The sequence below is a fragment of the Aeromonas diversa CDC 2478-85 genome (assembly GCF_000819805.1).
Classification (GTDB): domain Bacteria; phylum Pseudomonadota; class Gammaproteobacteria; order Enterobacterales; family Aeromonadaceae; genus Aeromonas; species Aeromonas diversa.
Genome location: NZ_CDCE01000029.1, coordinates 390,586 through 416,156, shown reverse-complemented (window position 1 = coordinate 416,156; position 25,571 = coordinate 390,586). Strand labels below are relative to the sequence as shown.

The 25,571-nt window shown below is 60.7% G+C and carries 35 protein-coding genes; 10 read left to right on the top strand and 25 right to left on the bottom strand.

The genetic code is table 11. The features are described from left to right. Position 1: 1 nt before the first annotated feature. The 25 genes from sctI to sctW form a co-directional block, all read right to left on the bottom strand. On the bottom strand, positions 2-340 hold the full coding sequence (gene sctI, locus BN1121_RS11395; RefSeq protein WP_005347994.1) for a type III secretion system inner rod subunit SctI: 339 nt from the start codon (positions 338-340) through the stop codon (positions 2-4). Continuing rightward, positions 340-879, bottom strand: a complete 540-nt coding sequence (locus tag BN1121_RS11390) for a YopR family T3SS polymerization control protein (RefSeq protein WP_005347992.1) — start codon at positions 877-879, stop codon at positions 340-342. The genes sctI and BN1121_RS11390 overlap by 1 nt, the downstream gene beginning before the upstream one ends. Then, complete coding sequence (locus BN1121_RS11385) at positions 876-1,229, bottom strand: YscG family type III secretion system chaperone (protein ID WP_005347990.1); 354 nt, start codon at positions 1,227-1,229, stop codon at positions 876-878. The genes BN1121_RS11390 and BN1121_RS11385 overlap by 4 nt, the downstream gene beginning before the upstream one ends. Next, positions 1,229-1,492, bottom strand: a complete 264-nt coding sequence (gene sctF, locus BN1121_RS11380; protein WP_005347988.1) for a type III secretion system needle filament subunit SctF — start codon at positions 1,490-1,492, stop codon at positions 1,229-1,231. Before sctF ends, BN1121_RS11385 begins: the two co-directional genes overlap by 1 nt. Positions 1,493-1,494: 2 nt before the next feature. Then, positions 1,495-1,698: an EscE/YscE/SsaE family type III secretion system needle protein co-chaperone gene (locus BN1121_RS11375; RefSeq protein ID WP_005347987.1), complete on the bottom strand. Its 204-nt coding sequence runs from the start codon at positions 1,696-1,698 to the stop codon at positions 1,495-1,497. After that, complete coding sequence (sctD, locus tag BN1121_RS11370) at positions 1,661-2,962, bottom strand: type III secretion system inner membrane ring subunit SctD (protein ID WP_043157142.1); 1,302 nt, start codon at positions 2,960-2,962, stop codon at positions 1,661-1,663. Before sctD ends, BN1121_RS11375 begins: the two co-directional genes overlap by 38 nt. Continuing rightward, positions 2,959-4,737: a type III secretion system outer membrane ring subunit SctC gene (gene sctC, locus BN1121_RS11365; RefSeq protein WP_407921516.1), complete on the bottom strand. Its 1,779-nt coding sequence runs from the start codon at positions 4,735-4,737 to the stop codon at positions 2,959-2,961. The genes sctD and sctC overlap by 4 nt, the downstream gene beginning before the upstream one ends. Positions 4,738-4,775: 38 nt before the next feature. Continuing rightward, complete coding sequence (locus tag BN1121_RS19455) at positions 4,776-5,201, bottom strand: YscB family type III secretion system chaperone (protein WP_081606393.1); 426 nt, start codon at positions 5,199-5,201, stop codon at positions 4,776-4,778. A gap of 15 nt (positions 5,202-5,216) precedes the next feature. After that, positions 5,217-6,035 (bottom strand): T3SS regulon anti-activator ExsD domain-containing protein, encoded by an 819-nt coding sequence (locus tag BN1121_RS11355; protein WP_043157140.1) that lies wholly within the window; start codon positions 6,033-6,035, stop codon positions 5,217-5,219. A 119-nt stretch (positions 6,036-6,154) separates the two neighbouring features. Continuing rightward, a complete protein-coding gene (locus BN1121_RS11350) occupies positions 6,155-6,970 on the bottom strand; it encodes a helix-turn-helix transcriptional regulator (protein WP_005347977.1) in 816 nt (271 codons plus the stop codon). A gap of 342 nt (positions 6,971-7,312) precedes the next feature. Next, a complete protein-coding gene (locus tag BN1121_RS11345) occupies positions 7,313-7,714 on the bottom strand; it encodes a YscW family type III secretion system pilotin (RefSeq protein WP_005347975.1) in 402 nt (133 codons plus the stop codon). Next, positions 7,711-7,944, bottom strand: a complete 234-nt coding sequence (locus BN1121_RS11340; protein WP_005347972.1) for a T3SS regulon translocated regulator ExsE family protein — start codon at positions 7,942-7,944, stop codon at positions 7,711-7,713. The genes BN1121_RS11345 and BN1121_RS11340 overlap by 4 nt, the downstream gene beginning before the upstream one ends. A 2-nt stretch (positions 7,945-7,946) precedes the next feature. Further along, a complete protein-coding gene (locus BN1121_RS11335) occupies positions 7,947-8,390 on the bottom strand; it encodes a type III secretion system chaperone (protein WP_043157150.1) in 444 nt (147 codons plus the stop codon). 134 nt (positions 8,391-8,524) lie between these two features. Beyond that, positions 8,525-9,415: a type III secretion system translocon subunit AopD gene (gene aopD / locus BN1121_RS11330; protein WP_043157138.1), complete on the bottom strand. Its 891-nt coding sequence runs from the start codon at positions 9,413-9,415 to the stop codon at positions 8,525-8,527. A gap of 12 nt (positions 9,416-9,427) precedes the next feature. Next, positions 9,428-10,615 carry a type III secretion system translocon subunit AopB gene (gene aopB, locus BN1121_RS11325; protein ID WP_005347959.1) on the bottom strand — a complete coding sequence of 396 codons (1,188 nt, stop codon included), beginning with the start codon at positions 10,613-10,615 and terminating at the stop codon, positions 9,428-9,430. Then, positions 10,596-11,099: a SycD/LcrH family type III secretion system chaperone gene (locus tag BN1121_RS11320; RefSeq protein ID WP_005347957.1), complete on the bottom strand. Its 504-nt coding sequence runs from the start codon at positions 11,097-11,099 to the stop codon at positions 10,596-10,598. Before BN1121_RS11320 ends, aopB begins: the two co-directional genes overlap by 20 nt. A gap of 9 nt (positions 11,100-11,108) precedes the next feature. Further along, positions 11,109-12,221, bottom strand: coding sequence for a virulence-associated V antigen (locus BN1121_RS11315; protein WP_005347955.1), 1,113 nt, complete (start codon positions 12,219-12,221; stop codon positions 11,109-11,111). 9 nt (positions 12,222-12,230) lie between these two features. Further along, positions 12,231-12,515, bottom strand: coding sequence for a hypothetical protein (locus BN1121_RS11310; protein WP_005347953.1), 285 nt, complete (start codon positions 12,513-12,515; stop codon positions 12,231-12,233). 39 nt (positions 12,516-12,554) lie between these two features. Continuing rightward, complete coding sequence (locus BN1121_RS11305) at positions 12,555-12,998, bottom strand: LcrR family type III secretion system chaperone (RefSeq protein WP_005347950.1); 444 nt, start codon at positions 12,996-12,998, stop codon at positions 12,555-12,557. Then, positions 12,995-15,157, bottom strand: coding sequence for a SctV family type III secretion system export apparatus subunit AscV (ascV, locus tag BN1121_RS11300; protein WP_269420423.1), 2,163 nt, complete (start codon positions 15,155-15,157; stop codon positions 12,995-12,997). Before ascV ends, BN1121_RS11305 begins: the two co-directional genes overlap by 4 nt. Beyond that, the gene (ascY, locus tag BN1121_RS11295; RefSeq protein ID WP_005347936.1) at positions 15,090-15,434 is read right to left on the bottom strand and encodes a type III secretion system chaperone AscY; all 345 of its coding nucleotides are present in this window, start codon (positions 15,432-15,434) and stop codon (positions 15,090-15,092) included. Before ascY ends, ascV begins: the two co-directional genes overlap by 68 nt. Positions 15,435-15,436: 2 nt before the next feature. Further along, a complete protein-coding gene (gene ascX / locus BN1121_RS11290; RefSeq protein WP_005347926.1) occupies positions 15,437-15,802 on the bottom strand; it encodes a type III secretion system protein AscX in 366 nt (121 codons plus the stop codon). After that, positions 15,799-16,170 (bottom strand): SycN family type III secretion system chaperone Acr2, encoded by a 372-nt coding sequence (gene acr2, locus BN1121_RS11285; RefSeq protein ID WP_005347925.1) that lies wholly within the window; start codon positions 16,168-16,170, stop codon positions 15,799-15,801. The genes ascX and acr2 overlap by 4 nt, the downstream gene beginning before the upstream one ends. Next, positions 16,167-16,448 carry a TyeA family type III secretion system gatekeeper subunit gene (locus BN1121_RS11280; protein ID WP_005347924.1) on the bottom strand — a complete coding sequence of 94 codons (282 nt, stop codon included), beginning with the start codon at positions 16,446-16,448 and terminating at the stop codon, positions 16,167-16,169. The genes acr2 and BN1121_RS11280 overlap by 4 nt, the downstream gene beginning before the upstream one ends. Then, positions 16,429-17,304, bottom strand: coding sequence for a type III secretion system gatekeeper subunit SctW (sctW, locus tag BN1121_RS11275; RefSeq protein ID WP_005347923.1), 876 nt, complete (start codon positions 17,302-17,304; stop codon positions 16,429-16,431). Before sctW ends, BN1121_RS11280 begins: the two co-directional genes overlap by 20 nt. 190 nt (positions 17,305-17,494) lie before the next feature. Here sctW and ascN point away from each other — a divergent pair, with 190 nt between their 5' ends. From ascN to BN1121_RS11225, 10 genes are all read left to right on the top strand, one after another. After that, complete coding sequence (gene ascN, locus BN1121_RS11270) at positions 17,495-18,817, top strand: SctN family type III secretion system ATPase AscN (protein WP_005347922.1); 1,323 nt, start codon at positions 17,495-17,497, stop codon at positions 18,815-18,817. Beyond that, a complete protein-coding gene (gene sctO / locus BN1121_RS11265) occupies positions 18,814-19,275 on the top strand; it encodes a type III secretion system stalk subunit SctO (RefSeq protein ID WP_005347921.1) in 462 nt (153 codons plus the stop codon). The genes ascN and sctO overlap by 4 nt, the downstream gene beginning before the upstream one ends. 6 nt (positions 19,276-19,281) lie before the next feature. Continuing rightward, a complete protein-coding gene (locus BN1121_RS11260; RefSeq protein WP_005347918.1) occupies positions 19,282-20,361 on the top strand; it encodes a type III secretion system needle length determinant in 1,080 nt (359 codons plus the stop codon). Continuing rightward, complete coding sequence (gene sctQ / locus BN1121_RS11255; protein WP_005347913.1) at positions 20,358-21,284, top strand: type III secretion system cytoplasmic ring protein SctQ; 927 nt, start codon at positions 20,358-20,360, stop codon at positions 21,282-21,284. The genes BN1121_RS11260 and sctQ overlap by 4 nt, the downstream gene beginning before the upstream one ends. Next, on the top strand, positions 21,281-21,934 hold the full coding sequence (ascR, locus tag BN1121_RS11250) for a SctR family type III secretion system export apparatus subunit AscR (RefSeq protein WP_005347912.1): 654 nt from the start codon (positions 21,281-21,283) through the stop codon (positions 21,932-21,934). Before sctQ ends, ascR begins: the two co-directional genes overlap by 4 nt. Positions 21,935-21,936: 2 nt before the next feature. Then, on the top strand, positions 21,937-22,203 hold the full coding sequence (ascS, locus tag BN1121_RS11245) for a SctS family type III secretion system export apparatus subunit AscS (RefSeq protein WP_005302482.1): 267 nt from the start codon (positions 21,937-21,939) through the stop codon (positions 22,201-22,203). Next, complete coding sequence (gene sctT, locus BN1121_RS11240) at positions 22,200-22,988, top strand: type III secretion system export apparatus subunit SctT (protein WP_005347910.1); 789 nt, start codon at positions 22,200-22,202, stop codon at positions 22,986-22,988. The genes ascS and sctT overlap by 4 nt, the downstream gene beginning before the upstream one ends. Then, a complete protein-coding gene (sctU, locus tag BN1121_RS11235; RefSeq protein WP_005347908.1) occupies positions 22,985-24,043 on the top strand; it encodes a type III secretion system export apparatus subunit SctU in 1,059 nt (352 codons plus the stop codon). The genes sctT and sctU overlap by 4 nt, the downstream gene beginning before the upstream one ends. Before the next feature lie 113 nt (positions 24,044-24,156). Then, positions 24,157-25,104 (top strand): hypothetical protein, encoded by a 948-nt coding sequence (locus BN1121_RS11230; protein WP_005347905.1) that lies wholly within the window; start codon positions 24,157-24,159, stop codon positions 25,102-25,104. Further along, positions 25,101-25,487, top strand: coding sequence for a type III secretion system chaperone family protein (locus tag BN1121_RS11225; RefSeq protein ID WP_043157135.1), 387 nt, complete (start codon positions 25,101-25,103; stop codon positions 25,485-25,487). The genes BN1121_RS11230 and BN1121_RS11225 overlap by 4 nt, the downstream gene beginning before the upstream one ends. Positions 25,488-25,571 lie beyond the last annotated feature (84 nt).

Genomic DNA, 25,571 nt, shown 5'->3' with positions numbered 1-25,571 from the left:
CTCACTGGGTCTTCAACAGGGTTTCTACGTTCTGGCTCATCTTGCCGACCGTCTTGGCGATCAGCTCTTCCTGCATGGTGATGCGCATCAACGACCACTGCATCTGCATCAGGCTGTTGGGATCGTCGCCCGGCGTCGAGAGCTCGGCCCGCAGGCTCTCCTTGGCTTCCACAAACTGCTGCCTGATCTCCCCCAACTCACCAAGCAAAGAACCGCCGATCCCCTGGGACGGAGAGCTCATCGCCTGTTCAAAACTGGCGACCTGGGAAGAGGTCGCATCCGTCGTTTTCAACTCATCCAGGCTGGTGACGACCGCCTGGGCTGACTGGGAAATTTCCATCATGCCTCCAGATCAAGTTGGTGCGAGTGTCGCATCAGGTTGTTCACCATGCCGTTGAGCGGGATCAGCGTCATCAGCTCACGCCGCGCCAACTCATCGAGATAGGCATGCTCCCCATTGGCGGCCTTCTTGATGTCTGCCATGACGTTCAGCAGCACCTTCTCCCGTCGCGATGGCAATGGGTCAAATTCGCTCATCAGGGCGCGCAGCTCCGGCAGGTCAATGGCCGCCATGACTGGTAGCTGACGGCCGGAGTAGTGGGCGATCAGCTTGTCCGTCACGGGCTGGAACAACTGATGACCAATCGCCTTGGCTGGCTCCCCCCCCTGATGGTGGATTTTCCATAGCAGCTCGCGCTGCGCAGCACGCGAGGCCCCTTGCAGCAGGGTCTCCAATGCGGTGCCCTGTTTCCAGCGGTCGAACAGCGTGGGTTCATCCGCACGGGCCAGCTGCCGCTCGAAGTGATGTTGAACATGCGCCTTGGGGGGCACCTCAGACGGCCCACTCGCAAAGGAATAGGCACTGCCTTCCACCTTCATGATGCCATCTGCTCGCGCAAACCGGCCGCAAACTGCTGCAAGGAGGGTTGTCCGCTCGCCTCCAGCCTTGCCAGGCGCGCGGCCAGCTCATCACGCATGTCCAGCCGCCATTCGCACAGGGCGAGCCAGGGCTCAATATCCGGCGAAGACTGGGTGCGACTCAGCGACAGCGCGCCCTGATAGTCCCCTTGGTTCATCAGGGAGGAGAGGCGAATCAAGGTCACACACTCGGCCATGGACGCCTCATGAGCCAGCCAGTCTGCGATGGAGGCCGCCTCCTGATGACAGTGGTGACCTGTGCCCGCCAGCGCCAGCTCCGCCAGTTGCTTCTTGAGTGGGATGTTCATCATCAAATCTTCTGCAAAATGCCCTGCATCAGGTCTTTCATGGCCCGTGTCACCGTGGAGTTGATGTTGAAAACCACCGACCACTTGTTGATCTTGTGCTGCAGCTCGGCCAGCAGGGCCGGGTTGTCAGGGTTGGCTTTCATGTCCTCAATGGCCTTATTGACGGCTTGGTTGCTCTCGTTCGCCTGATCTTTCAGCGCCTTGGCAACACTATCCAGGGTATTGATATTGGCCCCGCCATTAGTGAAAAATTGCTCGATAGCCATGGTTATTCTCCTTTGATTTTCCCAATGATCTTGAGCCCCGCCTCGATGGCGTCGGCTTCTTGTTGCCACAGCTGATATTGCTGCTGGGTGCCCCCGCGCAGCAGCCGTCGCTTCACCTCCGCCAGCGCCTGCACAAGCTGCTCATGCAGCTCGCGGGCAAAGACAGGATCAGCGCCTGACAGTCGCGTTTCCAAATTGGTCATCATGACGCTCGACTCCTTTTAACTTGACGATGTATTGCTGTTTGCCCTTGCGGACCACCACGGCATCCGGGCGGATGGCCAACACTCGCACCCCGCCGGCCGTCGCGCCGCCAATGGGATAGCGCTGGTTATCGGCCAGGATCACGTAGGGCACTCGCCCAAACGAGACGCCGCGCACCTCAAACTCCAGCTCGTCCTGGCGCGGGATCCGCTCCTGATTGACCAGCTCCAGCACGGGATGGGAGCCAAAGTCCCGCCGAAATTGCTGTTGAACCAGTTGAAACTTGGCCAGCTGGGCGCCATCCAGCTGGCCGGAGGCCTCAAGCCGGCCGCTCGTTTCGCGCACGCGCAACATCCCGGCCAGCCCTTGCTCCTGCAACAGACCATCCAGCCGCTCGCGATAGGTCCCTGCCACCTGGACCTGATTCTCAATCCCCAGCACCCCGGGAACCTCCTGCCTGAGCAGGGTGTCGAGGGTGTTCCACTTGGGATCCTTGGCATCGATCTCACCGTTCAACCGCAACCAGCCAGGCTTTTTGCCATTACGGATCTGCAGTCGCGCATAGCCCAACTTTTGCAAGATAAAGCCCGCCCCCTGACGCAGATCCTCCATGGTGCGAACATCCAGCCGATAGGTGAAGCCGTTGCCTTCCAGATATTGCTGCAACGCCAGGCGTGCGCTGTTCTCGTCCACGTAACCGGACAACAACCACAGACCATGCGTATCGCTGCCGAGCGTGACCTGTTGATAGGCCGGCGCGGCGAGAAAACGCTTCAGGGTCTTCTCCTGACGAGCGATGTCGTCTTCACTGCTCCCCTGCCACCAGCCATGTCCGAGCAGGCCCAGGACGGCCAAGACCAGCATCAGGCACAGCCCCCCCATCCAAAGATCGGCACGGGAGGTTCGCTTTACTGGCCTCTGGGTCGTCTGAACGGCCATCAGTGGCTCAAGCTGCTCTGGCAAGGAGTGGCTGCTGTCACAAAAACTCCAGAGCAGGGGGCCCGCTTCGAGCCGGGCGGTGGCCTTGAGCAGGGCTCCGGCCTCCAGCGCTTCGCCGTCCTGGGTCGGCGTCACGCCTTCGGCCCACTCCTGCAGTACTATGCCCTCCGAGCTCACCATCAAGACCAGATGGGCGGGAGCCATGCCCGTATCCACCAAGACCAGATCGGCTTGCAGCGGATCGGCGCCGATGACCAGACGCCCCTCCGGCAGCGTGACCTCGACGCCCTGGTTCAACCCGCGGTATATGCGACATGTCCAGCTCATCGGGCTGCCCCGGCTTGCACGCACCACTCCAGGGCCGCCGAGCAGGTCTGCTCCTTGCTCATTTCGACCAGGCGCCATCCCTGCTCATGGCCCATCTGGCAGCGGGTCAGAGAGGAGCTCTTACCGCCCTGACGCATCAGCTGCTGCACCTCACGGGCGGCGGCCAAGGATTGGCACTGGGCGCCACCGAGCACCTGGCCAAGAGAGAGGCTCTGATTGGAGATCTCGTCCACCCCCAGCACGGCGGCACGCAGATCCTGACCGTGTCCCAGCGACAGGTAGTGAGCGATGCCATCGTCGATCAGACGGGGCTCGATGATGAAGAGCCTGACCTGACGACGCGTCTGGCTCTCCTTGCTACGGAACAGGGCCCCCAGGTAGGGGATATCCCCCAGAAATGGCACCTTACTCAGGTTCTCGCTCAATTCGTCACGGTAAATTCCGCCGATCAGCAGGCTCTGCCCATGCCCAACCCGGGCAATGGTATCCACCACGGTACGGCTGATGGTGGGTATGCCATCCAGACCCGAGCTGTTGGGTTTTTGGCTGCCATCTTCGATGTGCAGGCTGAGGCTCACTTCCGGTCTGTCTCCCAGTTGGATCACCCTGGGAGTCATGCGCAGCATGGTGCCGTAAGTGATCCCCTTCAGCTCGGCCACCCGCTCTCCGCTGATCTTGACGTAGTAGGTTTCACTGTGATCGATCACGGCCTGAGTGTTTTCCTGGGTCAGCAGGGTCGGCCGGGACACCACCTGGGCATTGCCTTCGTTTTCCAGCAGATTGACCCTGGCCAGCAAGTAGTCGAGCCCTTTGGAGTCCACCAGACTGCCGAGAGCGGCCCCCCCTTCTATCCCTTTGCGGTCCCCTGTGGTCTTGATGATCACCTGCTGGTTGGAGCCGGTGCGGATCCCGACTCGCCAGTCGACCCCCAGCTGGGAGAGATCCTCGGCATTGATGTCGATGATGGAGAGCGCCACCTCGATACGGGCCGCTGGCTTGTCCAGTGCGGCGATCAGCTTGCCGTACATGGCCATCCGTTCCGGCGCATCGCGCACCAGCACGGCATTGAGGGAAGGGTCTGCCTGCACGATGGCCTGCCCCGAATGGGTGCCGGCCCCTTTTTTCCCCTCGCCATTGACCATCTGCACACCGGCATCGCTGAGCAGGCGGGAGAGGATGGTGGCGACACCGGGCGCATCGACGTCTTTGTCACGATATTGAATGGTGCGGTCGGTGGCGGAGGCGTACTTGAGCGGGAAGATCTCGATGGCCAGCGGCCCTGTCTTCTCGCTGCGCAACTGGGACTGCTGCTCCAGCGCCATGGCGGTCTGTTCGATCAGCTCGAGGTAACGCGGAGGGCCGGAGACATAGACCAGACGGTTGTCGGCATCCGGACGCCAGCCAAAACGAGGCTCCCAGATACCGGCGCGCTGCAGCGCCTGCTTCAGCTCCGGGGCCCCCGTTTGTGCCAGTTTGATGAGTCGAGACTGGACTTCACTGTTTTTGAACACGTACAGCACATTACCATCGTAATACCAGACCAGGTTGTAGAGGGATGCGAGCTGTTGCAGGAATGCCCGCGGCTCCTCGTGCTCAAACTGGCCATTGACCTGATCGTTGACCTTGTCGCTCACCACCACGGAGACCTCGTAGTTGGTGCCAAAATTGACCAGCACGTCCCGCAGGCTTTCCCCTTCGGCCACATAGCTGTAGGGCATGGGCAGCCAGTCGAGTTCTTGCGCCAGCCCGGCGCCGGGCCAGGTCCCCGCGCCCATACCTAGCCACAGCAGGAGACGCACCCAGCGCCGCTTACTCACGGATGCCATATCATCTGTCTCCATTGGGGGGCCATGGCGGCCTCATTAAGTTGGGGTTCGAGCCTTTCCAGCAAGGCGATGTGCTGGCTCAGATGCGCCTCCAATTGATGCTCATCAAGCCACTCCAGGGCGAGTCGGGCCTCCAGCTGCAGGTTGCCCAGTTCGTCAAGCACCAATGCATGGGGCGCATGGCGCCCCCAGGCCACCACCTGTTGCAACAGACGCTTCAACAGTGCCGGCTCCAGCGGCTTTCCTTCCCGCCCGGTCGCGCTGGTCATGGGAGTGCTGACCAGAAGCTCGCCCTGTCTTGGCAACAGAAAGAGAGGATAACCATCGAGCCGCAGATGGTATTGGCCCTGAACATCGGCAACAAAAGGCCCTTGGCCAAGCTTTGCGGCCAATCGATTGAGTAGAGTTTGCATAGGTCCTCGGGTTATCTAGCGGGCCTGTGGTTGCCAGTAGAAACTGTCCTGCGCCAGGGCCACGCCTCTTTCTGCCAGCCACGCATGCAAGGGTTGAGCGAGCGCGGCTTGGCCAGGCAAGGCTTCCAGCAGATGCCAGAATCTCTCCAGCTCTGGTGGAACCGGCATGAGGGTCTGCGGATCCCCCTCTGCGACTTGCCGTGCATACCAGGCAGGCCAAGCCAGATGAAGTCGCGCTTCGCATTCCGCCTGCAGTTGCAGCAGCTCCTGCTCACGTCGGGTCAACTGGGCAAGCTGAGTGACAATCTTGCTCTCGATACCGGACTGGACATCCACCACCGTCTGCCAGAAGACAGCCTGCGCATTGAGCTGGCGTCGCATCACCTGCAGCTGTGCCAGCTCGGTAGTCCAGCCCGAGTGGAGAGGTTCCTGATGGCACACCCACCAACGATGCAGGGGATAGAGCACCCAGTGCCATAGCTGTGGTCGCTCGGCCAGGTTGATGTTATCCCCCAGCTGTTCAACCCAGGACCCCGTCTCTTCGCTCGCCGCCAGGCGCAGGATCCGTTGCATGTCCTGACGTGACACCGCCAGGGCAACCTCCATGCGACGCTGGAGCCAGACAGATGCCAGCAGGCTCTCCAACCGGGTTCTGGGCAACACACGCTGCAGCAGGTTCAGTTGCTGTGTGGTCAGCACGCCGGCATCCTGGTAGCAGAGCGCGGACGGCTGGCCAACCAGCCTGTCTCGAGAAAGACCCTCTGGCCGGACAACCGTGACCCGACGGCCTGCAAACAGGCCTCGTTTGGGGGAGTGGTGATCTTGCTGACTCATGCTATGCCTTGCTCATCTTGCTGCGGGCAATAATCGAATAGTGTGTTGATATGCGGACCATTCTATCCATTACTCCGCCTACCGACTTATAAAAAACGTCAGATTATTTTAGTCCGGCGTTAATCTTTACCCTGCCTGGCGCGGCTTGGCGTACAGCCGAAACGGCGCCGGTAACTCTGGGTAAAATAGGACTGACTGGAGAAGCCGGCCTCCATCGCAATATCCACTATGCTCATCTCGCTATTGAGTAATAACTGATGAGCATAGAGAATACGGCGCTCGCTGATCCAGGCGCGGGGAGAGACGCCATAAATAGACCCAAAGAGCTCCTTGAACGTGGTCAGACCCATGCCAAACTCTCTGGCAAATTCACTGAGCTTCCACTCCATCAAATAGTGCTTTTCCATGAAGTGCTGCAACCGCTCAACCTGGCGGTTGCTCAGTTGACGCAAGATGGACATCAATTGAGGCCCCTGCTCACCGAACGCCAGCAGAAACAGCAGCTCCTCGGTACGCAATTGGGCAAGTGCAGGCGGATATGGGTGTTCGGTCAGGCCACGCAACCCTTGAATACATTGATCCAGCAGCGGTGAGGCACCGAATGGCAATAAGCTAGGCGCAATCGTGTCCATTCTGGGCACATCACTCAACAATGCGCCAAAGCGTTGCAAAAAACCTTGCAGAAAAGAATGAGAGAGGGGCAACCACAGCAGGTGGCAAGAGGATTCACCGGTACAGACCGCATAATTTCCGCGGCGTACGAACATCAACTCGTTGGCGGACAACTCATGAGTATCGGTGCAGTCTTGCCAGGTCATAGTGCCATCCAGGAGGATGTAGATACCCTCCTGTGCGTGCTCGATGACGCTAAAAGCAGACATGCACCACTGGAGCCGGGCTATATCGCCCTTCTCTGTGGTTGTAATGTCTTTCATATTTTCGTTTTCCTGAATCGGTGCGTGGTGCCTGCGACGCCTCGGCAAAGACAGGATTTTTGCCGGACGTCTTATTATTGGCTTTTTATTTGTCGTGAATTAACTAATTCAAATTCAAGAGCTTATTTAATCGCCATTGAAATGAGGGGAAGCATCCTACAACAGCTGTACACAAGAAAACCAGTCACAAATTAGAGTCAATACACTATTGAGCGTATCATTTCGAGACCAACGCCAGGCTGCCGATATATTGCGAAGATAGTTCGTTACAAAAAACAACTTTTTCAGTGGTTTACATGACCCATAAACAATTGATTTAAGCGTTTTTTGTTAATTAGACACCTATTGACACGATGGATAACAAGGCTTCGGCTGCAATTCCATTACATATATATCCTGATTAAACGCCTTAAAAACTTTCTGTTGATGTGTCGCCTGCACGGCCGAACTGTTAATGAAACGCAATCGCGCCCTCAGATATATATTACCTTCCGCCATCTGCATGGGCGTCAAGCGCAGCTCAAATGCAAGCGGTAACATGCTGACTTCATATTCCGTTGTGGCCACTGCCAAAGGCCGGCCGTCGATGACACTCAGGACGGTGACGTCAACTCGAGCGGGTCGCGGGAGTGCCTTTGCCAAGTGGACCTCCCCCTTGAGCTGCATCAACGCTGGCTTGACCGTGGGGGTCGTGACACAGCCCGCCAACAGGCTCAACACCAGCAGCATCAGCCCTCGCTTCATACGACCCTGATCCTCCGCTCGGACAGCGACAAGTGCTCCCCCTGCTGCAGGCGCTGCAACGCCATTTCCTGAGCCTGATCGAGACGTATCGAGCCTCGCAGCAGCGCAGAGAGGGGCTGAGGCGCACTGGCCATGGGTACCACCTGCATGGCTCGCCCGGCAAAGAGGCCATCCTTGGGTTGTGCTGTGGCCTGGGATAGTGCCACCATTTGCTGCTCGTGTATCTTCATGGCTATACCCGGACGCCCTGCATCTCATCATGATGCTGCCCGATGTGCGGCGGTGACTGCAGTAGATCCTGCCAGAACTCGGCATGTTCCAACATGCTGGCAAGGCTCTCCTCAAGAACGGCCAGCGTCAGCTGGCGTGCCGACATCTGGCGATAGAGCTGCACCATCAGCGAGGCTTCATCAAACCCGAAGTGCAGATTGAACTGATACCAATGGCGGTTGAAACTGGCTAACTGACGAAAAATCCCCTCACCGACCTGATGCAGCTCGGCCACATCGACCTGGAGCACCAAATGATCCCTCTCCGGAACCAGGATCAAGGCAAGTTGCAGGCTCTCATCGAAACACAATGCCGCAACGCCTTCCTCGTTCAGAGCGAAGGATGGCAGGCCATGCTTGGTCGCGAATTCAGCAAGCAATCGATTGATAATGAGGGTTAGGTCCATGATGTCCTCCAGCAGAGAGGAGAGGATGTTAGCCTGCCCTTTCACCTCAGGCTGTCACTCAAGGGCGGCTCTTTTATGAAAAATGGCCGGAAAACAAAAAGGCGCCCAAACGGGCGCCCTGACGGTCATGGGGTTTATGCAACACCAAAGGCCGCTTTCCAGGCCTGGTTCTGGCTCTGGGCATACTGCTGCATCAGCTGCAATACGTCTTTCATGAAGTTGACATTAAAGGACATGTTGTCCTCAATCTTCTGCTTCTCGGCCTGACTGATGGTCGCCTTGACCTCGTCTTCCTTGGCATCCGCCTGACTCACCCCTTGCGACACCTGGACCGCAGAGTTGCTCATCTGCCCAACGGATTGGGTCACGGTCCCGGACAGTTGCTGACGGCTGTTATTGGCATCAAATTTCTTGTTCAGGGTCTTCAGGGCCGCCTTGTCGTTCTTGATCCTTGCAGTCAGGTCCTGGCCCGCGTCGCCCATCTCGAGGCCCGCCGACTTCTTGATATCTCCAATCTGCTTCAGCTCCTGCTGTCGCCCGGCAATATTGGCGTTAAGCGCCTTGTCCTGCTTGATCGCCTTGGACGACTTGTTCAGGGAGAAGCCCCCCATGACGGCCGAGGCGATGGTCATGACACCGGAGACCACCGCAGAGGCGATCATCAACATGGCACCATGGCGCATCTCATCCACCTGGGCCTGTTGGTGGCCAATCACCAGCTTGTTCTCGGTATCCCGCTGCACCAGTCCCATTTCACGCGCCTGACGCGCCAGCTTGAACAGCAGCGACATCATGTCCATCACGCTCTCGAGCTGGTCCGCCATCTGGGTAACCCCCTTGGTATCGAAGGGGATGGAGGGGCGGGGCAACACGGGTACGCTCCTGTTCTCGAGCGTCCGTTGGCCGGCCGAGCCCGCCGCCTCATGGGTCGTGCCCTGATGACGGACCGGTTGGGTTTCGCCGGTTCTTACGTCGGCTAACGGGCTGGAGTGGTTAACACCGTTTGCATAGTCACTGTTGATCATGAGCAATACTCCTTAGATAGCGGCGGGCCTGCGGGCCAGGTTGTTCATCATGTCGCCCTTGGCGTTGAGCATCTGGAAAATCATCTCCATGGTCTGCTGGAACGCCTCAATCATCTGGGCAAGCGCCTCTTTGATCTTGTCGATCACCCCTTGCAGCGCCGTCATCTCCTGGCGGTTTTCCAACAGCGAGGCCTGTTTCAGCTGTAAATCGGCCTGGTTCGAATTATCCACGACCTTGGTCACGCCACTGCTCACGTCGACGATGAGATCGGCCGTTTGAGTGCCGATTCTGGCCATTTTCGCCGTCGTGCTTGCCGCGTTGCCGGCCAGTTTGGCCGAGACATCGGCGGCCTTCATATAGAGCTTGGCGGAGTTCTGAATCAGCTTGAGGCCCATCTCACTCGCCCCTTTACCCGCCATCTTGAAGCCCATTTTCACGCCCAGCTTGGCCAGTCCCTTGACCGCTCCGGCGCCAAATGTCACCGCTGCCGAGGCGACCGCCAGGATAATCTCCACCGCCATGAGCGCAGGCCCCAGCTTATCCATCACCTCCTTGGAGATGAGGCCATCTTCGGCGGCCTGCTGCACCGCCATATTGGCGACACCGACCGCGCCCGCGGCGATCATCAGCGCGCCTGCTGCCGCCCCGACACCGGTCGCCACCATGATGGCCCCGATGATCATGGAGGCGATGGCACTGATCCAACCGAAGATCTTACTGGCCAGGCCCGACTTTTTGGCCTTCTGGGCACTCTCTTCGGCCTCTTTGATCTTCTCCTGATTCTCGGCGATCTTCTTCTCGTTCTGGGTACGAGCCCGATCGAGGTCAGCGAGTTTGAGTCTGTTCTGGGTCTTCTCCAGATCACTGGTCAACTTGCCCAGCTCAATCTCGAATGCCTCCGGCGAGGTGAAGGCCGCCACGACCAGGGCATTGGTGTGCGGCAAGATCAGGCTGGTGTTCTGCTTGACCTGCGCCAACAATCGATTGACCTCTGCCAGCTGCTTGGCGCCGGGCTGGCCATTGCTCACGGCCAGGGGGGCATTCAAGGAGACGCCCGGCTTGCGAGCCTGCCCACTGATGGGGGCGGTTGCGGCATCGAGCCGCGTTTCACTGCGTGGCTGAGTGACGGGGGACTGACCCGTCACCTCACCCGTGTTTCCCAGCGGGGAAACGCTTCTTTCATTGCTGATCGGGTTCATTTTGCTGATCCCTTCTGATTGCGATGGCTTCCAACATGACCTTGGCGCTTGCCGCCAGATCGGCCTGCGACGGATCCGCGTCCGCCAGCAGGTGGGCCGAGTAGAAGCCACTCTCGGCCCCGTTCAAATCACCTTGTTGCAGCCGGCACTCGGCGGCATGAAACGGGAAACGGGGATCGTTCAAATCGAGCATGGCGCCGAAGCTGTAGCTCTCGACCGCCGTATCAAACTCGCCCATCGCCTGCCGGCAGGCACCGAGCCCGAGGAAATAGCGCGGCTCATAGTGATCCAGCATGCAGAGGGCCTGAAAAATCTTGTGGGCATCCTCCCACTTGCCGGCCTGATACTGACCAAAGGCCAACGCATAAAGCTGCTCCAGGGTGTCACCTGAGATATCCTGCAACATGGCCAAGGTGCCACCATCGGCCATAAAGGCTTCCAGCTTGGCTTCATATTCCGGGGTCAGGGTGGTATCGGTCTGCATGATCTCTCCTCAAATGGCGCCAAGAATGTCGCGCATGATGCTGTCGTATTTCTGGATAAAGCGGTTGAGTGCCTCGATGGCGGCGTTATAGCGCGAGCTGACGTCGTTAAGGCGGGTGGTTTTTTCACTGACCTGATCGTTGAGCGGTCGCGAGCGGTCACTCACGCTGGTGGAGAAGTTGCCCAGCTTGTTGTTGTCTTTGTCATAGCTATAGCTGGCCTCAACGTTGCTCATCGCACCACTTTGTTTCTGACCACTCTCAAGAAAATCCTTGGCGGTGACACGCTGCCCGGCCACAACCTGCTCCAAAATTACTTTTTTATTGTCATAGTCAGCCTGAGCTGCAGGTAACAGTGCTCTAGCTGAAAGTGCCTTTAAAGTAGATCCCGAATTAGCCACCGCCTTTAAACGTGCCAATTCGTTTTCAGCATTGGTTAAATCTTGTTGAGCTTTTTTGACCAGATCATTGGTGAGCATTTTTGACAGCAGCTTGAACTCGGGCCCCTTCTGGAAATCAGCCTCAGACCCGTAGCCATAGAGCTTGTAATCCATCAGGTTGAAGTCGGTCTTGAAGGTCTGGTCAGATTTTGCAGAGAGCGCCTTGTTGATCTCCGACTGGATCACCCCGTAGATCTTCAGCTCGGCGGTCATATCCTTGATCTCGTCGCTGAGCCCCTTGCGCTTGTTGTCCTGAAATGCCATGACACCGGTAAAGGTGGCGATGATGTCGTCATCGATGCGATCCATGGTCAACGCACTGTGAGCGAGCAGCATGAATTCGGACACGCTCCACTGGGTCTTCGGCGGCGTCTGATTGTTCCCCCGCTCGATCATGCCCTTGATGGCAACAATCGCCGTCTCTTGGCCAGCCAGGAACTGGCCCGTGGCCCAGTCCCCATGGATGGCGTCAGGGTTGGTCAGATAGGCGGCCAGCAGCTTCTGCAACTGCTCCTTGGTCAGTAGCTTCGTCTGGTCGGCGCTCAGGGTGATCTTGCCCTCGAGCAAGGTCAGCAACGCTTCCAGCTTGGGGTTCTTATTGCCCGGCAACTTGTCGAGCGCTTGCCCGTCGAGCCAGCCGACAAACCCGCCAGGGTTGGTGTTGTAGTCAGGGATAGTGCTCATCACGACTCCTTAAATCATCAGTCCGCGCATCATGGTCGGACGACGGCTCTTGCGGACCTCTCCCGGTTGGGTTGGCAAGGCCGCCTGCCGGCGCTGGATCTCCGCCAGCAGCTCTTGTTCGGCCAGCGCCACCTGTTCGTTCGGCGCATCGAACAGCAGCTGGCAGGTCTGCTCCGACAGATCCAACCCGGCCAGCATCTCCTGCAACAGGGCATGGCGGTGATCGTTGTCGGCGATGGCCTGCTCTGCCTGGGCAATGGTCTCGCTATGGTCGGCATAACGCGGTTGTTTCATCTTGGCTCCTATTCTATGGGTCCCTTTTGGACATGCCTGTCACGCAAGGCCGCCCTTTTGTCGTTTTCGCATCTCTCGCAGTGAACAGACGCGCTCGGCCGCCAGCATGAACCAACCCGGCTCGGGTTCGCTGGCGCCGGTCCAGCGCAGATAGAAGCGGCCAAGCCGCTCGCCACTCAGTGAGCTGCCGCGAAAGACATCGACATTGCCGTAGAGCAGATGACCCGGCCCGAGCACCGCCAGGGTGGCCTCTGCCAGCAGATAGAGGGCGGCGAAGGGGTTGGCCAGCCCGGGCCGCTCACCGTGGCGGCGTACCAACAATATCCACACCCGCCGGGTTGCGGGATCGACCCGCCAGGCGAGATAGATACTGCGGTACCAAAAACCGTGACCAAGCTGGATTGGGGTATTGCCGAGATGGTAGGGCGTCACCTCCAGCCCCCTGGCCTGCAGCCAGGGGATCAGGGGATCCTCGACACTCACAGGCAGACCCTTCCCAGCGGCTGAATATTGATCTGCTGGGTCAACTCCTGATAGGAGAGCACCGGCAGGGCGTGATAATCCCCCTCAATGAGCTTGCGCACATAGCGGCGGATATCCATGGAGACGATGAGCACCGGCTTGTTCTGCATCTGGGCCAGATCCCCCACGGTGTGGCGCACCTGTTCCAGAAAGCCCTGGGTAATGGCGGGATCGAGCGCCAGATAACTGCCGGCACTGGTCTGGCGAATGCCACCGCGGATCTGCTCTTCCACCTGCTGATCGAGCAGATATGCAGGCAGTATGTTGTTGCCGTTGGCGTACTTGTAGCAGATGTAGCGCTTGAGACTACTGCGGATGTACTCGGTGAGCTGCACCACATCCTTCTCTTTCTGGCCCCACTCCACCATGGCCTCCAGGATGGCGCGCATGTTGCGGATGGAGATATCCTCCCCCACCAGCCGCTGCAGGATTTCGGTCATGCGCTGCAACGGAATAATGCGCTGCGCCTCCTTCACCAGCTCGCCGTAGCTGCCTTCCATCTGCTCCAGCAGATAGCGGGTCTCCTGAATGCCGATGAAGTCCTCGGCATACTCGCGCAGCACATGAGAGAGGTGCCAGGTCACCACTTGGTCGGGGGTGAGTGAAGCCAGCCTGGTCTTCTCAAGCCGCGCCTGATGCTCCTTGGCCACCCACAGGGTCGGCTGCCCGGGCAGCAGAGGGGCGCCCTCTTCATAGGGAACCCCCAACAGGTCGAGCTGAGAGGCATTCTCCTGCACCAGCAGATGGCCGGGCCGCAGCAGACCGCGAGCCACCGGCACCTCCTGCAACTGGATCAGGTACTCCCCCTCTCCCATGCCTTCATTGAAACGCAGGTGAATACCCGGGAAGGGCACCCCGAGATCGAGATATAGCGCCCGCCGAACCCGTACCAGCTCGTCGTTGAGCGCGATGGCTTCCAGCTCGGCCTGCAAGGCGGCATCCACATCGATCAAGAGGGGTACCGTCATGGCGAACTCCTCCTTCTCGCCGAGCTTGCCGCGGGGTTTGCTACCAGCCTTGGGCTTGCTGCGGGCCGCCGGCGCGCCCGCTCCCTGCGCCAATACCGTGGGCAAGTCCTGGTTGCTGCTTTGCGCGTTGCGCTGACGCAGCCCGATGAAATAGCCCCCGGCCGTCACCACTGCGGCCAGGGTGAAGAAGGTGACCATGGGGAAACCCGGGATCAGGCCAAACAGCACCAGCAGCACGCCGCCAATCAGCATCGCCTTGGGCTGGGCCACCACCTGGGCACCGATATCGGAACCGAGATCGGCAGACTCTTCGGAAGAGACCCTGGTGACGATAATGCCCGCCGTAATGGCGATCAGCAGCGCCGGCACCTGGGAGACCATGCCATCCCCCACCGTCAGGATGGAGTAGAGCTGCAATGCCTCGGCGGCCGCCAGCCCCTTCTGGGTGACCCCTATGGTGACCCCGCCGAGGATGTTGACGAAGATGATGATGAGGCCCGCGATGGCATCCCCCTTCACGAACTTCATGGCGCCATCCATGGAGCCGAACATCTGGCTTTCTTTCTCGATGGTGCTACGCCGCTCCCGCGCCTCATGAACATCGATCACGCCAGCACGCATGTCGCCATCGATACTCATCTGCTTGCCGGGCATGGCATCGAGAGAGAAGCGGGCGCTGACTTCCGCCACCCGCTCAGACCCCTTGGTGATCACCAGGAACTGCACGATGGTGATGATGAGGAAGATGACGATCCCCACCACCAGATTGCCCCCCACCACGAAGTTGCCGAAGGTGTAGACGATCTGCCCGGCATCGGCCTGCAGCAGGATCATCCGGGTGGTGCTCACCGACAGGGCCAACCGGAACAGGGTGGTGATCAGCAGCACGGCGGGAAAGGCGGAGAATTGCAGCGGCGAATTGATGTAGACCGCCATCATCAGCAGTACTACCGAGATGGTCATGTTGATGGCGATCAGGATATCCAGCGCCACCGGCGGCAGTGGCAATACCATCATGAAGACGATGGCCAGCAGCAGTACCGCCAGCATGATGTCCTTGCGCTCGCCTATCCGGCGCAGCAGCTCAAGAGAGCGTGGGTTCATTCTGCTCTTCCAGTTCGAGATAGTGTTGATAGGCGAAGCGGGCTTCATCCAGTCTTCCTGCCAACTGGCAGGCACGGCTGCGACAGAGCCACAAAGCCCCATCCGCCTCGCCTTCAGCCACCAGCTGTTCCACGTGCGCCAGCGCCTCCTCGCCACGGCCCAGCTTGAGCAGTGACACCAGCAGCATGCGTCGTCCGGCCTGATGTGCCGGGTAGAGCTGCAACAGGGCGGCCAGCAGCGTGGTCGCACGATCGGCGTGGCCGTACTGCAAGTGCAGCCAGCCCGTAAGCAGCAACAGATCCTGCTGCTGTGACGAAAGAATCATGGTCATACCTTGTGCAGCAGATGGAGGGTCATCTGCATCAGTTGTTCATCCTCGTGCATCCGCTCGAGCAGTAATCCGGCCGCCTTTAGCTCGGCCGTTTGCCCCTCCATTAGCACGGCTCGCAACCCCTGCATCGCCATACTGAAATCCCGCGGCCGCCGCAGATCGTGAAAGCCACGCTCTGGCGCCGCGAACTCCAGCAGCGCCCGCTCGGCCAGACGCTCGGGATAAAGCCTGGTGATATGGGGTTCGATGGATTGGCCATCCGGCAACAGGGCATAACGCCCCGGCAGGCTCTGATCCTGCTCATCGAGCCGGATGGCACTCAGTTGCTCGATACCGATGTGGGCCGCAGTAATACGACTCATGACGCCAGGGCCTCACGCTGTAGCTGGGTCAGGGTGCGCAGCGCCTGGTGCAGAAGAGGAAGGGTGACGTTTCGCTCATCCAGTGTGACAAACAGGATCAGCTGATCCTCTTCCAACCAGCCGCAACGGACCGGCAGGACGGGAGCCTGAGCCGCGGCGGTGAGGCTCATGGCGCGGCGAATGGCGTCGCCACTCTGGTGCCATGGCACCCGGCGGGCCAACCAGAGGGTCAGTTGCCCCTGATGACGTTCCAGCTGCAAGGTGCCACTCTGCTCCAGCTCCAGCTGGATCAGGGTGTGGGGCTTGTCCCCTATGGTAATGCCCAGATCCTGGCAAAATTGCACCAGCTGGGGTTCAATCCAGTTCATGACGGGTCTCCAGACAGCTCATCCTCTTCCCGCTCGATGGCGTTATCGAGCGCCCCCTGACAGCACTGCAACAGGTTCTGGCGCTGCTCTTCCTCACTGAAGAGCGCCACCGGCAACAGACGGATCAGTCGCTTTAACTCCTGATAGAGCTGCACCTGTTTGTGGACCTCATCCAGCTCGAGTGCCACCCCGATCAGCTCCACATCGCGGACGCTTGCCCAGCGTTTCTCTACCAGCGCAATCAGGTCGCCCATCAGATCAGAAGGCCCGTATGCCATGGGCCTCTCCCCCCTTCACCCGTTGCCACAGCTCATCTACCTGGGCCGACAGGGTATTGAGCTGCCGCAGCTTGTGCATGTCGCTCATCACCCGCTCCAGCTTGACCGGATCGAGCCAGCGCTGCTGGGAGTCCAGATCGGCGCTGAGGGCCTTCATCATGAAGCCGGTTACCTTCTCCAGCGCGCCATTGCCAAAGCGACCGTGAATATCGCGCCAGGCGGTAGAGAGGGAGCGATAGTCCTGTACCGCATCGCGGTAGAGATCCCGCAAGTCCTGCTCACTGCCGACCCCTTGTCGGGCCGCCTCGGCCGCCGGCCCTGTGATGCGGGCCCCCAGCACGATAGCGGCACCTTGCTCGTCGGCCAGCTTGGCCAGCGCCTGCTCGACAAGATTGAGGGTTCCCTGCATCTCGGGCCGCCCGGCCAGCGCCTTGCGGGCCTGACAGAGCGCCTCAAACTGTTCACTGACCTCGCCGGAATAGCTTTCCAGATAGGCCAGCAGCTGAGAGAGATTAGCCAGCCTGCCGCTGCCGAGATGGCTGACCATCTCCTTGATCTTCTGCTGGCGCTCGAGCTCGGGCACCTTGTCCAGATAGTCGCCAACCAGTGCCTCGATCTCGCTGATACGGGCATGGCTATCACTCAACTTGCGCTTGGCGAGCGAGTGCTCGGAACGTTCGGAGAAGACAAAGGTCAGCTCTTCCGCGGCATCGGCCAAGGATTGAGACGCAGAAGCCAGCACGACCCGCTCGCCCTGAAACAGCCCTCCCGACTGGGGAAGTGGCCGGGAGACTTCCTCCCGGCGTCCTTCGGACTGGGTAGCCGTGAGGTAGGGGTTGCTCTGGATAGTGGCCATGGAAACTCCCGTGGTGAATGGATTGACGAGGATGGCATTATAAAAATCGCCTCTCACCGCCTATGCCAAAATCAGCCGCGAATTTTTAGGCCTGCCCCAACCGTTTTCTAAAAAGTCCCGGCTCGCGCTGAAATCCAGATCTGGCCGTGATCCTCTATAGTGGCCGCCGTTTTTGCTGGTGCGGCTCCCCATGAACCTTTCCCTCGACCACATCTCCGGCCAATTGCGTCATGCCATTGACGAGTGCCGTCTGATCCAGATCCGTGGCCGGGTCACCCAGGTGACCGGGACCCTGCTTAAAGCCGTGGTGCCCGGAGTGCGCATCGGCGAGCTCTGCCATCTGCGCAACCCCGACAACACCCTCTCCCTGCAGGCCGAGGTGATCGGTTTTGCCCAGCATCAGGCGCTGCTCACCCCGCTGGGCGAGATGTTCGGCATCTCTTCCAATACCGAGGTGAGCCCGACCGGTGCCATGCATCAGGTCGGGGTCGGCGAACACCTGCTGGGCCAGGTACTGGATGGCCTTGGCAACCCCTTCTCGGGCGGCCAGCTACCGGAGCCCGCCGCCTGGTATCCGGTCTATCGGGATGCCCCTGCCCCCATGAGTCGCAAGCGGATAGAACAACCGATTTCGCTGGGCATTCGCGCCATCGACGGCCTGCTCACCTGCGGCGAGGGGCAGCGGATGGGGATCTTCGCCGCCGCCGGTGGTGGCAAGAGCACCCTGCTGGCATCGCTTATCCGCAGCGCCGAGGTGGATGTCACCGTGCTGGCGCTGATCGGTGAGCGGGGCCGGGAGGTGCGGGAATTTATCGAGGCGGATCTGGGGGAAGAGGGTCTCAAGAAAGCGGTGCTGGTAGTGGCCACCTCGGATCGCCCCGCCATGGAGCGGGCCAAGGCCGGCTTTGTCGCCACCTCCATCGCCGAGTACTTTCGGGATCAGGGCAAGCGGGTGCTGCTGTTGATGGACTCCGTCACCCGCTTCGCCCGCGCCCAGCGCGAGATTGGTCTGGCCGCCGGCGAGCCGCCGACCCGGCGCGGCTACCCACCGTCCGTCTTTGCCGCCCTGCCCCGCCTGATGGAGCGGGCCGGTCAGTCGGACAAGGGCTCCATCACCGCCCTCTACACCGTGCTGGTGGAGGGGGATGACATGACAGAGCCGGTGGCCGATGAGACCCGCTCCATCCTCGATGGTCACATCATCCTCTCGCGCAAGCTGGCGGCGGCCAACCACTACCCGGCCATCGACGTGCTGCGCTCCGCCAGCCGGGTGATGAACCAGATCATAACGCCAGACCATCAGGCACAGGCCGGTCGCCTGCGCAGCTGGCTGGCCAAGTACGAAGAAGTGGAGCTGCTGTTGCAGATCGGCGAATACCAGAAGGGGCAGGACAAGGTGGCCGACGAGGCGATCGCCCGTATCGAGGCGATCCGGCAGTGGCTGAGACAAGGAACCCATGAGCCGAGCGCCCTGCCAGACGCGCTCGCCACCCTGGATGCACTGACCCGATGATCGGGCGTCTGCAAAAAATCAAGCACTTGCGGCTGGAACGAGCCGAGCAGCAGCTCGCGGCCCAGCAGGCCCGGCTGCAACAGGCCCACGCCCGTCAGCGGGAAGCCGAACAGGAGAGCCTGGACTACCGCCAGTGGCGCCTTGCCGAGGAGGACCGCCTGTTTGCCCTCTGTCAGCAAGAGCAGCTCGATCGCAAGGGGCTCAAGGCGTGGCAACAGAAGGTCGCCCTGCTGCGAGAGAAAGAGGCGCACCTCGAGCAGATGGCGGCCGAGCAAGGCGAACGGGTGGCCGAGGAGCGCACCCGCTTGCAGGCGTGCCAACTGGCGGTGCACCGCGCTCGCCAGCAGCTAGAGAAGTTTGCCGAATTACACCGACAGGAGCAGGCCGCCCGGCAAGCCCTGCGCGACTACAACGAAGAGCAGGAACAGGAAGAGTTCCGCCAGCAGATCAGGATGTGACCAGAGATGAACCGACTCATCACCCCCAGTGCAGACACCATGGCCGCCTCCGAGCCGCTGAGTCTGCGACAGGAGCTCATCAAGGCCGATCAGGCGCAGCAGCAGCGCTTCGAGCAGGCCCTGCGCCTCGGGTCCACACAGCAGAAGGCAAGTGGCCCACAGGAGCGGCTCGGCAAGCCGGACGAGAGCCGCAGGTCGACACCGGATGACGACCTTGCCAGCCGCCAGGGTGCCGCCGAAGAGAGAAGACTCGCGCAGAAGCGGCAAGCTCGCCAGGCCCCACGGCCCAAGGATCCCTCCGACCTGCCAGAGGGAAGCGATCGGCAAGAAGCCCAACCACTGCCCGCTGCGTCACCATCAACAGGGGAAGGCAACACGGCGCCGGTTGCACAACAAGGGGACGAGGACGCTCAGGAGACGAGGTTGCCGCGCGATATCGCAAGCGATGCCACGTCCCCTGTTGCGGCCGAACCCGGCGCGCAGGAACAACACTATGTGCACGCACCGGCTCTGCAAGTAGAAAGCCAGCCCCCGACAGAGAGCGACACACTGCCGGAGCGCGGCGAGTTTGCATCCCTGCGATGCGTTGAGCCGACACCACCAAAAGAGGAGCCGCTCGAGAGTGCGCCCATCGGCGACGAGGAAGTACCGCCTGAGGGGGGAAGCTTTGTCGGCTCGGTCATCCGGGTGCCCCCCCTCACAGTGACACCGGGGGATCTGCTGCTGGCTCGGGTTGCCCCCAGTTCCGATTACCACGAGCTGGGTCAGCTGCTGAGCCGGCTTGCGGTAGACATTCAGCTGGAAGTGGGTCGCCCGGATCGCCCTCCCCTGCTGCAGCTCACCCTGCCTGCGCTCGGCGATCTCGCCATCCGCATCGAGCACCATCAGGGGGCGCTGCAGGTGGAGATCCTCGCCAGCGAGCAGGGACAGCTGCTGCTCAATCAGGGGCGCAGTGAACTCATCGATCGCCTGCAGCGGCTCTACCCCGGCGAGCGGGTCGCCTTCGATCTCTTCACCCGAGGCGACAGCGAACAGGGATCGCGCCAGAAACGATCCATCTATGACGAGTGGGATGCCGACGCATGACATCGATTGCCTTTACCCTTGCCCCGCAGACTGAGCTGACCCTGCAGCAGCGGCTCAGCCAGTGCCGCCACCACTACGACTGGAGTGGCGGCGAGCTCCGACTCACCATCGCGCCGCTGCCGGCCAGCCTCGACTGCCGCTTGCAACTGCAGTGGCAGGGGCTCTCTGTGCCACTTCTGTGCCATGGCGCCGAGCTGGCCCGCTGGCTGGCACCGGAGCTGCAGCAGGCGGCCCTGCTGAGCCTGCCCGAGTCCCTGCAGCTGGCACTGATCGAGCGGCTGGGGCAGCCCCTTGGCGGCCTCACCTGCTCGGCGCTGGCCGCCCATGCTATCGGTGAAGAAACCGACGAGCCCGCGCTGCAACTCCTGCTCAAGCGCGAGGGAGCGACCCTTGCCCTCTGGCTCGCCGAGCCCGGCCCACTGCTTGGCAAACTGCCTCCCCGGCCTATCCAACAGCGGTTGCCGCTGCCGCTCACCCTCTCCTTGCAATGGGGGGCGATGCGCGTCGCCATCGCCGATCTCGAGACGCTGGCCTGTGGCGATGTGCTGCTGCCGCCGCCCCACCCTCTGCTCGGCCAGCAACTACTGGTCTGCGTCGAGGGACGCCCCTTTGCCTACTGCCAACCCCATCCACAACATCTGGAACTGACTGCCATGCACAACGCCGCCCCCGATGACGCCCTCGACGCCAGCCAGCTGGAGGGCCTGCCCGTTCAGGTCACCTTCGAAGTGGGCCGCCAGACGCTGGATTGGCACACCCTCACCACACTGCAACCGGGCTCCCTTGTCGATCTCGGCGCCCCCATCGATGGCGAGGTGCGTATCATCAGCAATGGTCACCTGCTCGGCAGCGGTCGACTGGTCGAAATCCAGGGACGGCTCGGGGTACGGGTCGAGCGCCTCAAGAGCGAGTCGCCGTCATGATCCAGTTGCCGGACGAGCTCAATCTCATCGTCGGCTTGGCCCTGCTGGCCCTGCTCCCCTTTATCGCCGTGATGGCCACCTCCTTCGTCAAGCTGGCGGTGGTCTTCTCGCTGCTGCGCAACGCCCTCGGGGTGCAGCAGATCCCCCCCAACATGGCGATGTACGGGCTGGCCATCATCCTCAGCATCTATGTGATGGCACCGGTCGGGTTTGCCACCCAGGATTACCTGCGCCAGAACGAGGTATCGCTCAGCAAGTCAGAATCGGTGGAGAAGTTTCTCGACGAGGGGATGGCCCCCTACCGAGCTTTTCTGAAAAAGCAGATCAAGCCGCGGGAGCACGCCTTCTTCATCGACAGCACCAAGCAGCTCTGGCCCAGCGAATACGCCGACCGACTGGAGCCAGACAGCCTGCTGATCCTGCTACCCGCCTTTACCGTGAGCGAACTGAGCCGTGCCTTCGAGATCGGGTTTTTGATTTATCTGCCCTTTATCGCCATCGACCTCATCATCTCCAACATTCTGCTGGCGATGGGGATGATGATGGTCTCCCCCATGACCATCTCGCTCCCCTTCAAGCTGCTGCTGTTTGTGCTGCTCGATGGCTGGGCCCGCCTCACCCATGGGCTGGTTACCAGTTACGGAGGCTAGTCATGAGCCACGCCGATATTCTTCACTTCACCAGCCAGACCCTCTGGCTGGTGCTGATCCTCTCGATGCCCCCCGTTCTGGTGGCCGCACTGGTGGGCACCCTCGTCTCGCTGTTGCAGGCGCTGACCCAGATCCAGGAGCAGACGCTGGGCTTTGTCGCCAAGCTCGTCGCCGTGGTGATCACCCTGTTTGCCACCACCGCCTGGCTTGGCAACGAGCTCTACAGCTTTGCCGACATGGTGCTGCTCAAGGTACCGCAGATCCAATGACCTTCGAGAGTCTGCAGGGCCAGATGCTGGCCTACACCCTGCTGCTGCCGCGCTTTATCAGCTGCTTCGTCATGCTGCCTGTGCTCAGCAAGCAGATGCTGGGGGGGGCGATGATCCGCAACGGCGTGGTCTGCTCGCTGGCGCTATTCGCCTATCCCATGGTGGCCGACACCCTGCCCCCCGCCATCGATGCCCTCGATCTGGCCCTGCTGGTGGCCAAGGAGGTACTGCTCGGCCTGCTGATCGGTTTTGTCGCCGCCATCCCCTTCTGGGCCGTTGAGGCAAGCGGCTTTCTGGTAGACAACCAGCGCGGTGCGGCCATGGCCTCGCTCTTCAACCCGAGCCTCGCCAGCCAGACCAGCCCCACCGGCCTGCTGCTGACCCAGACCCTGATCACCCTCTTCTTCTCCGGAGGTGCCTTTCTCGCCCTGCTCTCGGCCCTGTTCCAGAGCTATGCCAGCTGGCCTGTCACCCGCTTCGTTCCCGCCATCGGCGATCTCTGGGTGAACTTCTTCTACAGCCAGTTCAGCCAGATGCTGCTGCTCTGCGCCCTGCTGGCGGCGCCGCTCCTGATCGCCATGTTTCTGGCCGAATTCGGGCTGGCCCTCATCAGCCGCTTCGCCCCCTCCCTCAACGTCTTCGTACTGGCGATGCCGATCAAAAGCGCCGTCGCCAGCCTGCTGCTGGTCATCTACATCAAGCTGATGATGGATCACGCCTATAGGCAGGTGCTGGCGGTGATGGATCCCCTGCGGCTGCTTGCCCCCATACTGGAGCCACGATGAGCGGCGAGAAGACCGAACAGCCCACCGCCAAGAAATTGCGCGATGCCCGCAACAAGGGGCAGGTGGTCAAGAGCAAGGAGGTGGTCTCCACCACCATCATCCTGAGCCTGGTCGGCATGCTGATGGCGATGTCCGATTACTACCTCGAGCATCTGGGCAAGCTGATGCTGATCCCGGAGTCCCACCTCAATCTCCCCTTTGCCCAAGCCCTCAACCACGTGGTCGAGAATCTGTTGCAGGAGCTAGCCTACCTCTGCATCCCCATTCTGGCGGTTTCGGCGCTGGTGGTGCTCGTCTCCCACATCGCCCAGTACGGCTTTCTGCTGAGCGGCGAGTCGATCAAGCCCGATATCAAGAAGATCAATCCGGTTGAGGGGGCCAAGAAGATCTTCTCCATCAAGAGCCTGATGGAATTCGTCAAATCGCTGCTCAAGGTGAGCCTCTTGAGCCTGCTGGTGTGGGTCACCATAGAGGGTAACCTGCAGGCCATGCTGCAACTGCCCGGCTGTGGCATGAGCTGCATCGCCCCTGTGCTGGGGGGCATGCTGGGCCAGCTGATGGCGGTCTGCGCCATGGGTTTCGTGGTGATCGCCATCGCCGACTATGCCTTCGAGCATCATCAACACATCAAGCAGCTCAAGATGAGCAAGGACGAGGTGAAACGGGAGTACAAGGAGATGGAGGGGAGCCCCGAGATCAAGAGCAAGCGTCGCCAATTCCACCAGGAGCTGCAATCGAGCAACATGCGCGCCGACGTGAAGCGCTCCTCGGTCATCGTGGCCAACCCGACCCATATCGCCATCGGCATTCGCTATGAGCGGGGGGAGACCCCGCTGCCGGTGGTCACCCTCAAGTTCACCGATGCCCAGGCACTGTTGGTGCGCAAGATTGCCGAGGAGGAGGGGATTCCGGTGCTGCAGCGCATTCCGCTGGCCCGTGCCCTCTATCGTGATGCCCTGATCAATAACTACATTCCCGCCGATCAGATAGAGGCGACCGCCGAGGTACTGCGCTGGCTGGAGCAGTGGCGCCAGAGTGAAGGTCCGCAGTGGTAAACGCAGGCCCGCCCTGACACGAAAAACTGACAAATCCCCGACCGCGGATTGATATAGCGCACATCCATGACTCGTTATGATTTGCGCTCGTCAGCCATTTCAGGAACAACAGCATGGCCTTATCTGCCATCGGGGGACCCGTTCAGCAAGCCCCCGTCTCTTCCCAATCATCCCAGGGCAATGCTCTGCTGGCTCGGGGGAACACACTGTTTGAGCAATCGGTACAGCGGGGCATCGGCCATTTTCAGAGCGGCGACCTGAAGAGTGTCATTCATGCGCTGCGCCAACTGCAGACCACCCCGGATGCAGGCAGGGCGCAGCGGGTACAAGACGCCATCCAGCACTGGGAGCAGCATCACCCCAAGGAAGTGGCAGCCCGTGGCGCTCGTCTGACCGAGTTGAAACAGGCGCTGGCGGAGCAGGGTGCCATCGCCAGACCCCAGCAACAGACCACTCGCGTGGTCGGCGGCGGAGCACAGGCGTTATTGCAACGGAGCATGGCGGGCCTGGAAAAGTTGGGCAGCTATGCCTGCACCGACGCCCAGACCTTCGTGCAGCCGAGTAACCCGTCGTACCAGAAGATCATTGGCAAGCTCCATGCCTTCGGACAGGATCCACAACGTCTGGCCGCCAATCAGCGCGCCAATAACAGCGCCAACATGGCCGCCATTCAGATAACCCGTCACAAGCAGCCCATCTCACTGCGCACCATGGAAAACATCGCCAAGGCGGTGGATGAAGCCAAGGCGGGTTGCTGTTCAACCCTGGCCTACTCGGCCGCGGCCGAGCTGCTGCGCCACAACAGCGATCAGCGGATCGAAGTACTGGCCCATCGTGGCGCTCAGGGGCACTCCCAGACCCACTGCTTCGTGGTGATCGGCCGGGCCGAAGGGAGTGAACTCTCCAAGCCCCAGAGCTGGGGCCCTAATGCCAAGGTTATCGATCCTTGGGCCGCCACCATCGGTGCTCGTCTGGTCGGCACACCGGACAGGCCCCCGATCGCCAATCTCTGGCCGCCCACCGAGTCCGTATTTGATAACACCAGTCAGGAGTCCCGATGATGTTCAATGCCCTGCTATCCGCCCTCTGCCGCCATCTCTCACTGCCACAGGAGTATCTGCATAGGGATGGACTGGACATCCCGGTCGGCGCGTTCAGCCTCCATGTCCGGCAGCGGGATCAACTGGTTACCCTGTTCATTGCGCTGGGGGACGTTCAGGCAACATCGCTGGCCAATATGGCCGATTGGCCGGTGCTACAGCTTAGCCGCACGGATGAACACACGACCCTGCTCTGGGCTCGCGAGTGGTTGGACAAACTCGATCTGGAGATCATGGTGGACCTGATAAGCCGCATGCTGCATCAGGCGGAGGCCTTGACCCTGGAGAGCCCCCCGCTCACGGCCTTTGCAAACTGCCAGCCCTCGGCGGCCATTCGCGGTTAAAAGTGCAAGGGAGCATCACGGCCCCCTTCGTTCTATGGTCAAATCCGCATAGCAAAAAGCCCCCGGCAACCAGGTTGCCGAGGG

Bases quoted from the DNA above. Each gene is read 5' to 3' on its own strand.
- acr2 (WP_005347925.1), bottom strand. From the start codon at position 16,170: ATGAACTGGATTGAACCCCAGCTGGTGCAATTTTGCCAGGATCTGGGC.
- BN1121_RS11355 (WP_043157140.1), bottom strand. From the start codon at position 6,035: ATGAGTCAGCAAGATCACCACTCCCCCAAACGAGGCCTGTTTGCAGGC.
- BN1121_RS11230 (WP_005347905.1), top strand. From the start codon at position 24,157: ATGGCCTTATCTGCCATCGGGGGACCCGTTCAGCAAGCCCCCGTCTCT.
- sctQ (WP_005347913.1), top strand. From the start codon at position 20,358: ATGACATCGATTGCCTTTACCCTTGCCCCGCAGACTGAGCTGACCCTG.
- aopD (WP_043157138.1), bottom strand. From the start codon at position 9,415: ATGATCAACAGTGACTATGCAAACGGTGTTAACCACTCCAGCCCGTTA.
- BN1121_RS11390 (WP_005347992.1), bottom strand. From the start codon at position 879: ATGAAGGTGGAAGGCAGTGCCTATTCCTTTGCGAGTGGGCCGTCTGAG.
- BN1121_RS11315 (WP_005347955.1), bottom strand. From the start codon at position 12,221: ATGAGCACTATCCCTGACTACAACACCAACCCTGGCGGGTTTGTCGGC.
- BN1121_RS11350 (WP_005347977.1), bottom strand. From the start codon at position 6,970: ATGAAAGACATTACAACCACAGAGAAGGGCGATATAGCCCGGCTCCAG.
- sctD (WP_043157142.1), bottom strand. From the start codon at position 2,962: ATGAGCTGGACATGTCGCATATACCGCGGGTTGAACCAGGGCGTCGAG.
- BN1121_RS11335 (WP_043157150.1), bottom strand. From the start codon at position 8,390: ATGGACCTAACCCTCATTATCAATCGATTGCTTGCTGAATTCGCGACC.
- ascX (WP_005347926.1), bottom strand. From the start codon at position 15,802: ATGAGTCGTATTACTGCGGCCCACATCGGTATCGAGCAACTGAGTGCC.
- BN1121_RS11375 (WP_005347987.1), bottom strand. From the start codon at position 1,698: ATGATGACCAATTTGGAAACGCGACTGTCAGGCGCTGATCCTGTCTTT.
- BN1121_RS19455 (WP_081606393.1), bottom strand. From the start codon at position 5,201: ATGCAAACTCTACTCAATCGATTGGCCGCAAAGCTTGGCCAAGGGCCT.
- ascR (WP_005347912.1), top strand. From the start codon at position 21,281: ATGATCCAGTTGCCGGACGAGCTCAATCTCATCGTCGGCTTGGCCCTG.
- BN1121_RS11310 (WP_005347953.1), bottom strand. From the start codon at position 12,515: ATGAAACAACCGCGTTATGCCGACCATAGCGAGACCATTGCCCAGGCA.
- sctI (WP_005347994.1), bottom strand. From the start codon at position 340: ATGGAAATTTCCCAGTCAGCCCAGGCGGTCGTCACCAGCCTGGATGAG.
- sctF (WP_005347988.1), bottom strand. From the start codon at position 1,492: ATGGCTATCGAGCAATTTTTCACTAATGGCGGGGCCAATATCAATACC.
- ascY (WP_005347936.1), bottom strand. From the start codon at position 15,434: ATGATTCTTTCGTCACAGCAGCAGGATCTGTTGCTGCTTACGGGCTGG.
- sctU (WP_005347908.1), top strand. From the start codon at position 22,985: ATGAGCGGCGAGAAGACCGAACAGCCCACCGCCAAGAAATTGCGCGAT.
- ascV (WP_269420423.1), bottom strand. From the start codon at position 15,157: ATGAAGCCCGCTTCGCCTATCAACACTATCTCGAACTGGAAGAGCAGA.
- sctW (WP_005347923.1), bottom strand. From the start codon at position 17,304: ATGGCCACTATCCAGAGCAACCCCTACCTCACGGCTACCCAGTCCGAA.
- sctC (WP_407921516.1), bottom strand. From the start codon at position 4,737: ATGGGCGCGGGGACCTGGCCCGGCGCCGGGCTGGCGCAAGAACTCGAC.
- BN1121_RS11385 (WP_005347990.1), bottom strand. From the start codon at position 1,229: ATGATGAACATCCCACTCAAGAAGCAACTGGCGGAGCTGGCGCTGGCG.
- ascN (WP_005347922.1), top strand. From the start codon at position 17,495: ATGAACCTTTCCCTCGACCACATCTCCGGCCAATTGCGTCATGCCATT.
- sctO (WP_005347921.1), top strand. From the start codon at position 18,814: ATGATCGGGCGTCTGCAAAAAATCAAGCACTTGCGGCTGGAACGAGCC.
- sctT (WP_005347910.1), top strand. From the start codon at position 22,200: ATGACCTTCGAGAGTCTGCAGGGCCAGATGCTGGCCTACACCCTGCTG.
- BN1121_RS11260 (WP_005347918.1), top strand. From the start codon at position 19,282: ATGAACCGACTCATCACCCCCAGTGCAGACACCATGGCCGCCTCCGAG.
- BN1121_RS11225 (WP_043157135.1), top strand. From the start codon at position 25,101: ATGATGTTCAATGCCCTGCTATCCGCCCTCTGCCGCCATCTCTCACTG.
- BN1121_RS11345 (WP_005347975.1), bottom strand. From the start codon at position 7,714: ATGAAGCGAGGGCTGATGCTGCTGGTGTTGAGCCTGTTGGCGGGCTGT.
- BN1121_RS11340 (WP_005347972.1), bottom strand. From the start codon at position 7,944: ATGAAGATACACGAGCAGCAAATGGTGGCACTATCCCAGGCCACAGCA.
- ascS (WP_005302482.1), top strand. From the start codon at position 21,937: ATGAGCCACGCCGATATTCTTCACTTCACCAGCCAGACCCTCTGGCTG.
- BN1121_RS11320 (WP_005347957.1), bottom strand. From the start codon at position 11,099: ATGCAGACCGATACCACCCTGACCCCGGAATATGAAGCCAAGCTGGAA.
- BN1121_RS11280 (WP_005347924.1), bottom strand. From the start codon at position 16,448: ATGGCATACGGGCCTTCTGATCTGATGGGCGACCTGATTGCGCTGGTA.
- aopB (WP_005347959.1), bottom strand. From the start codon at position 10,615: ATGAACCCGATCAGCAATGAAAGAAGCGTTTCCCCGCTGGGAAACACG.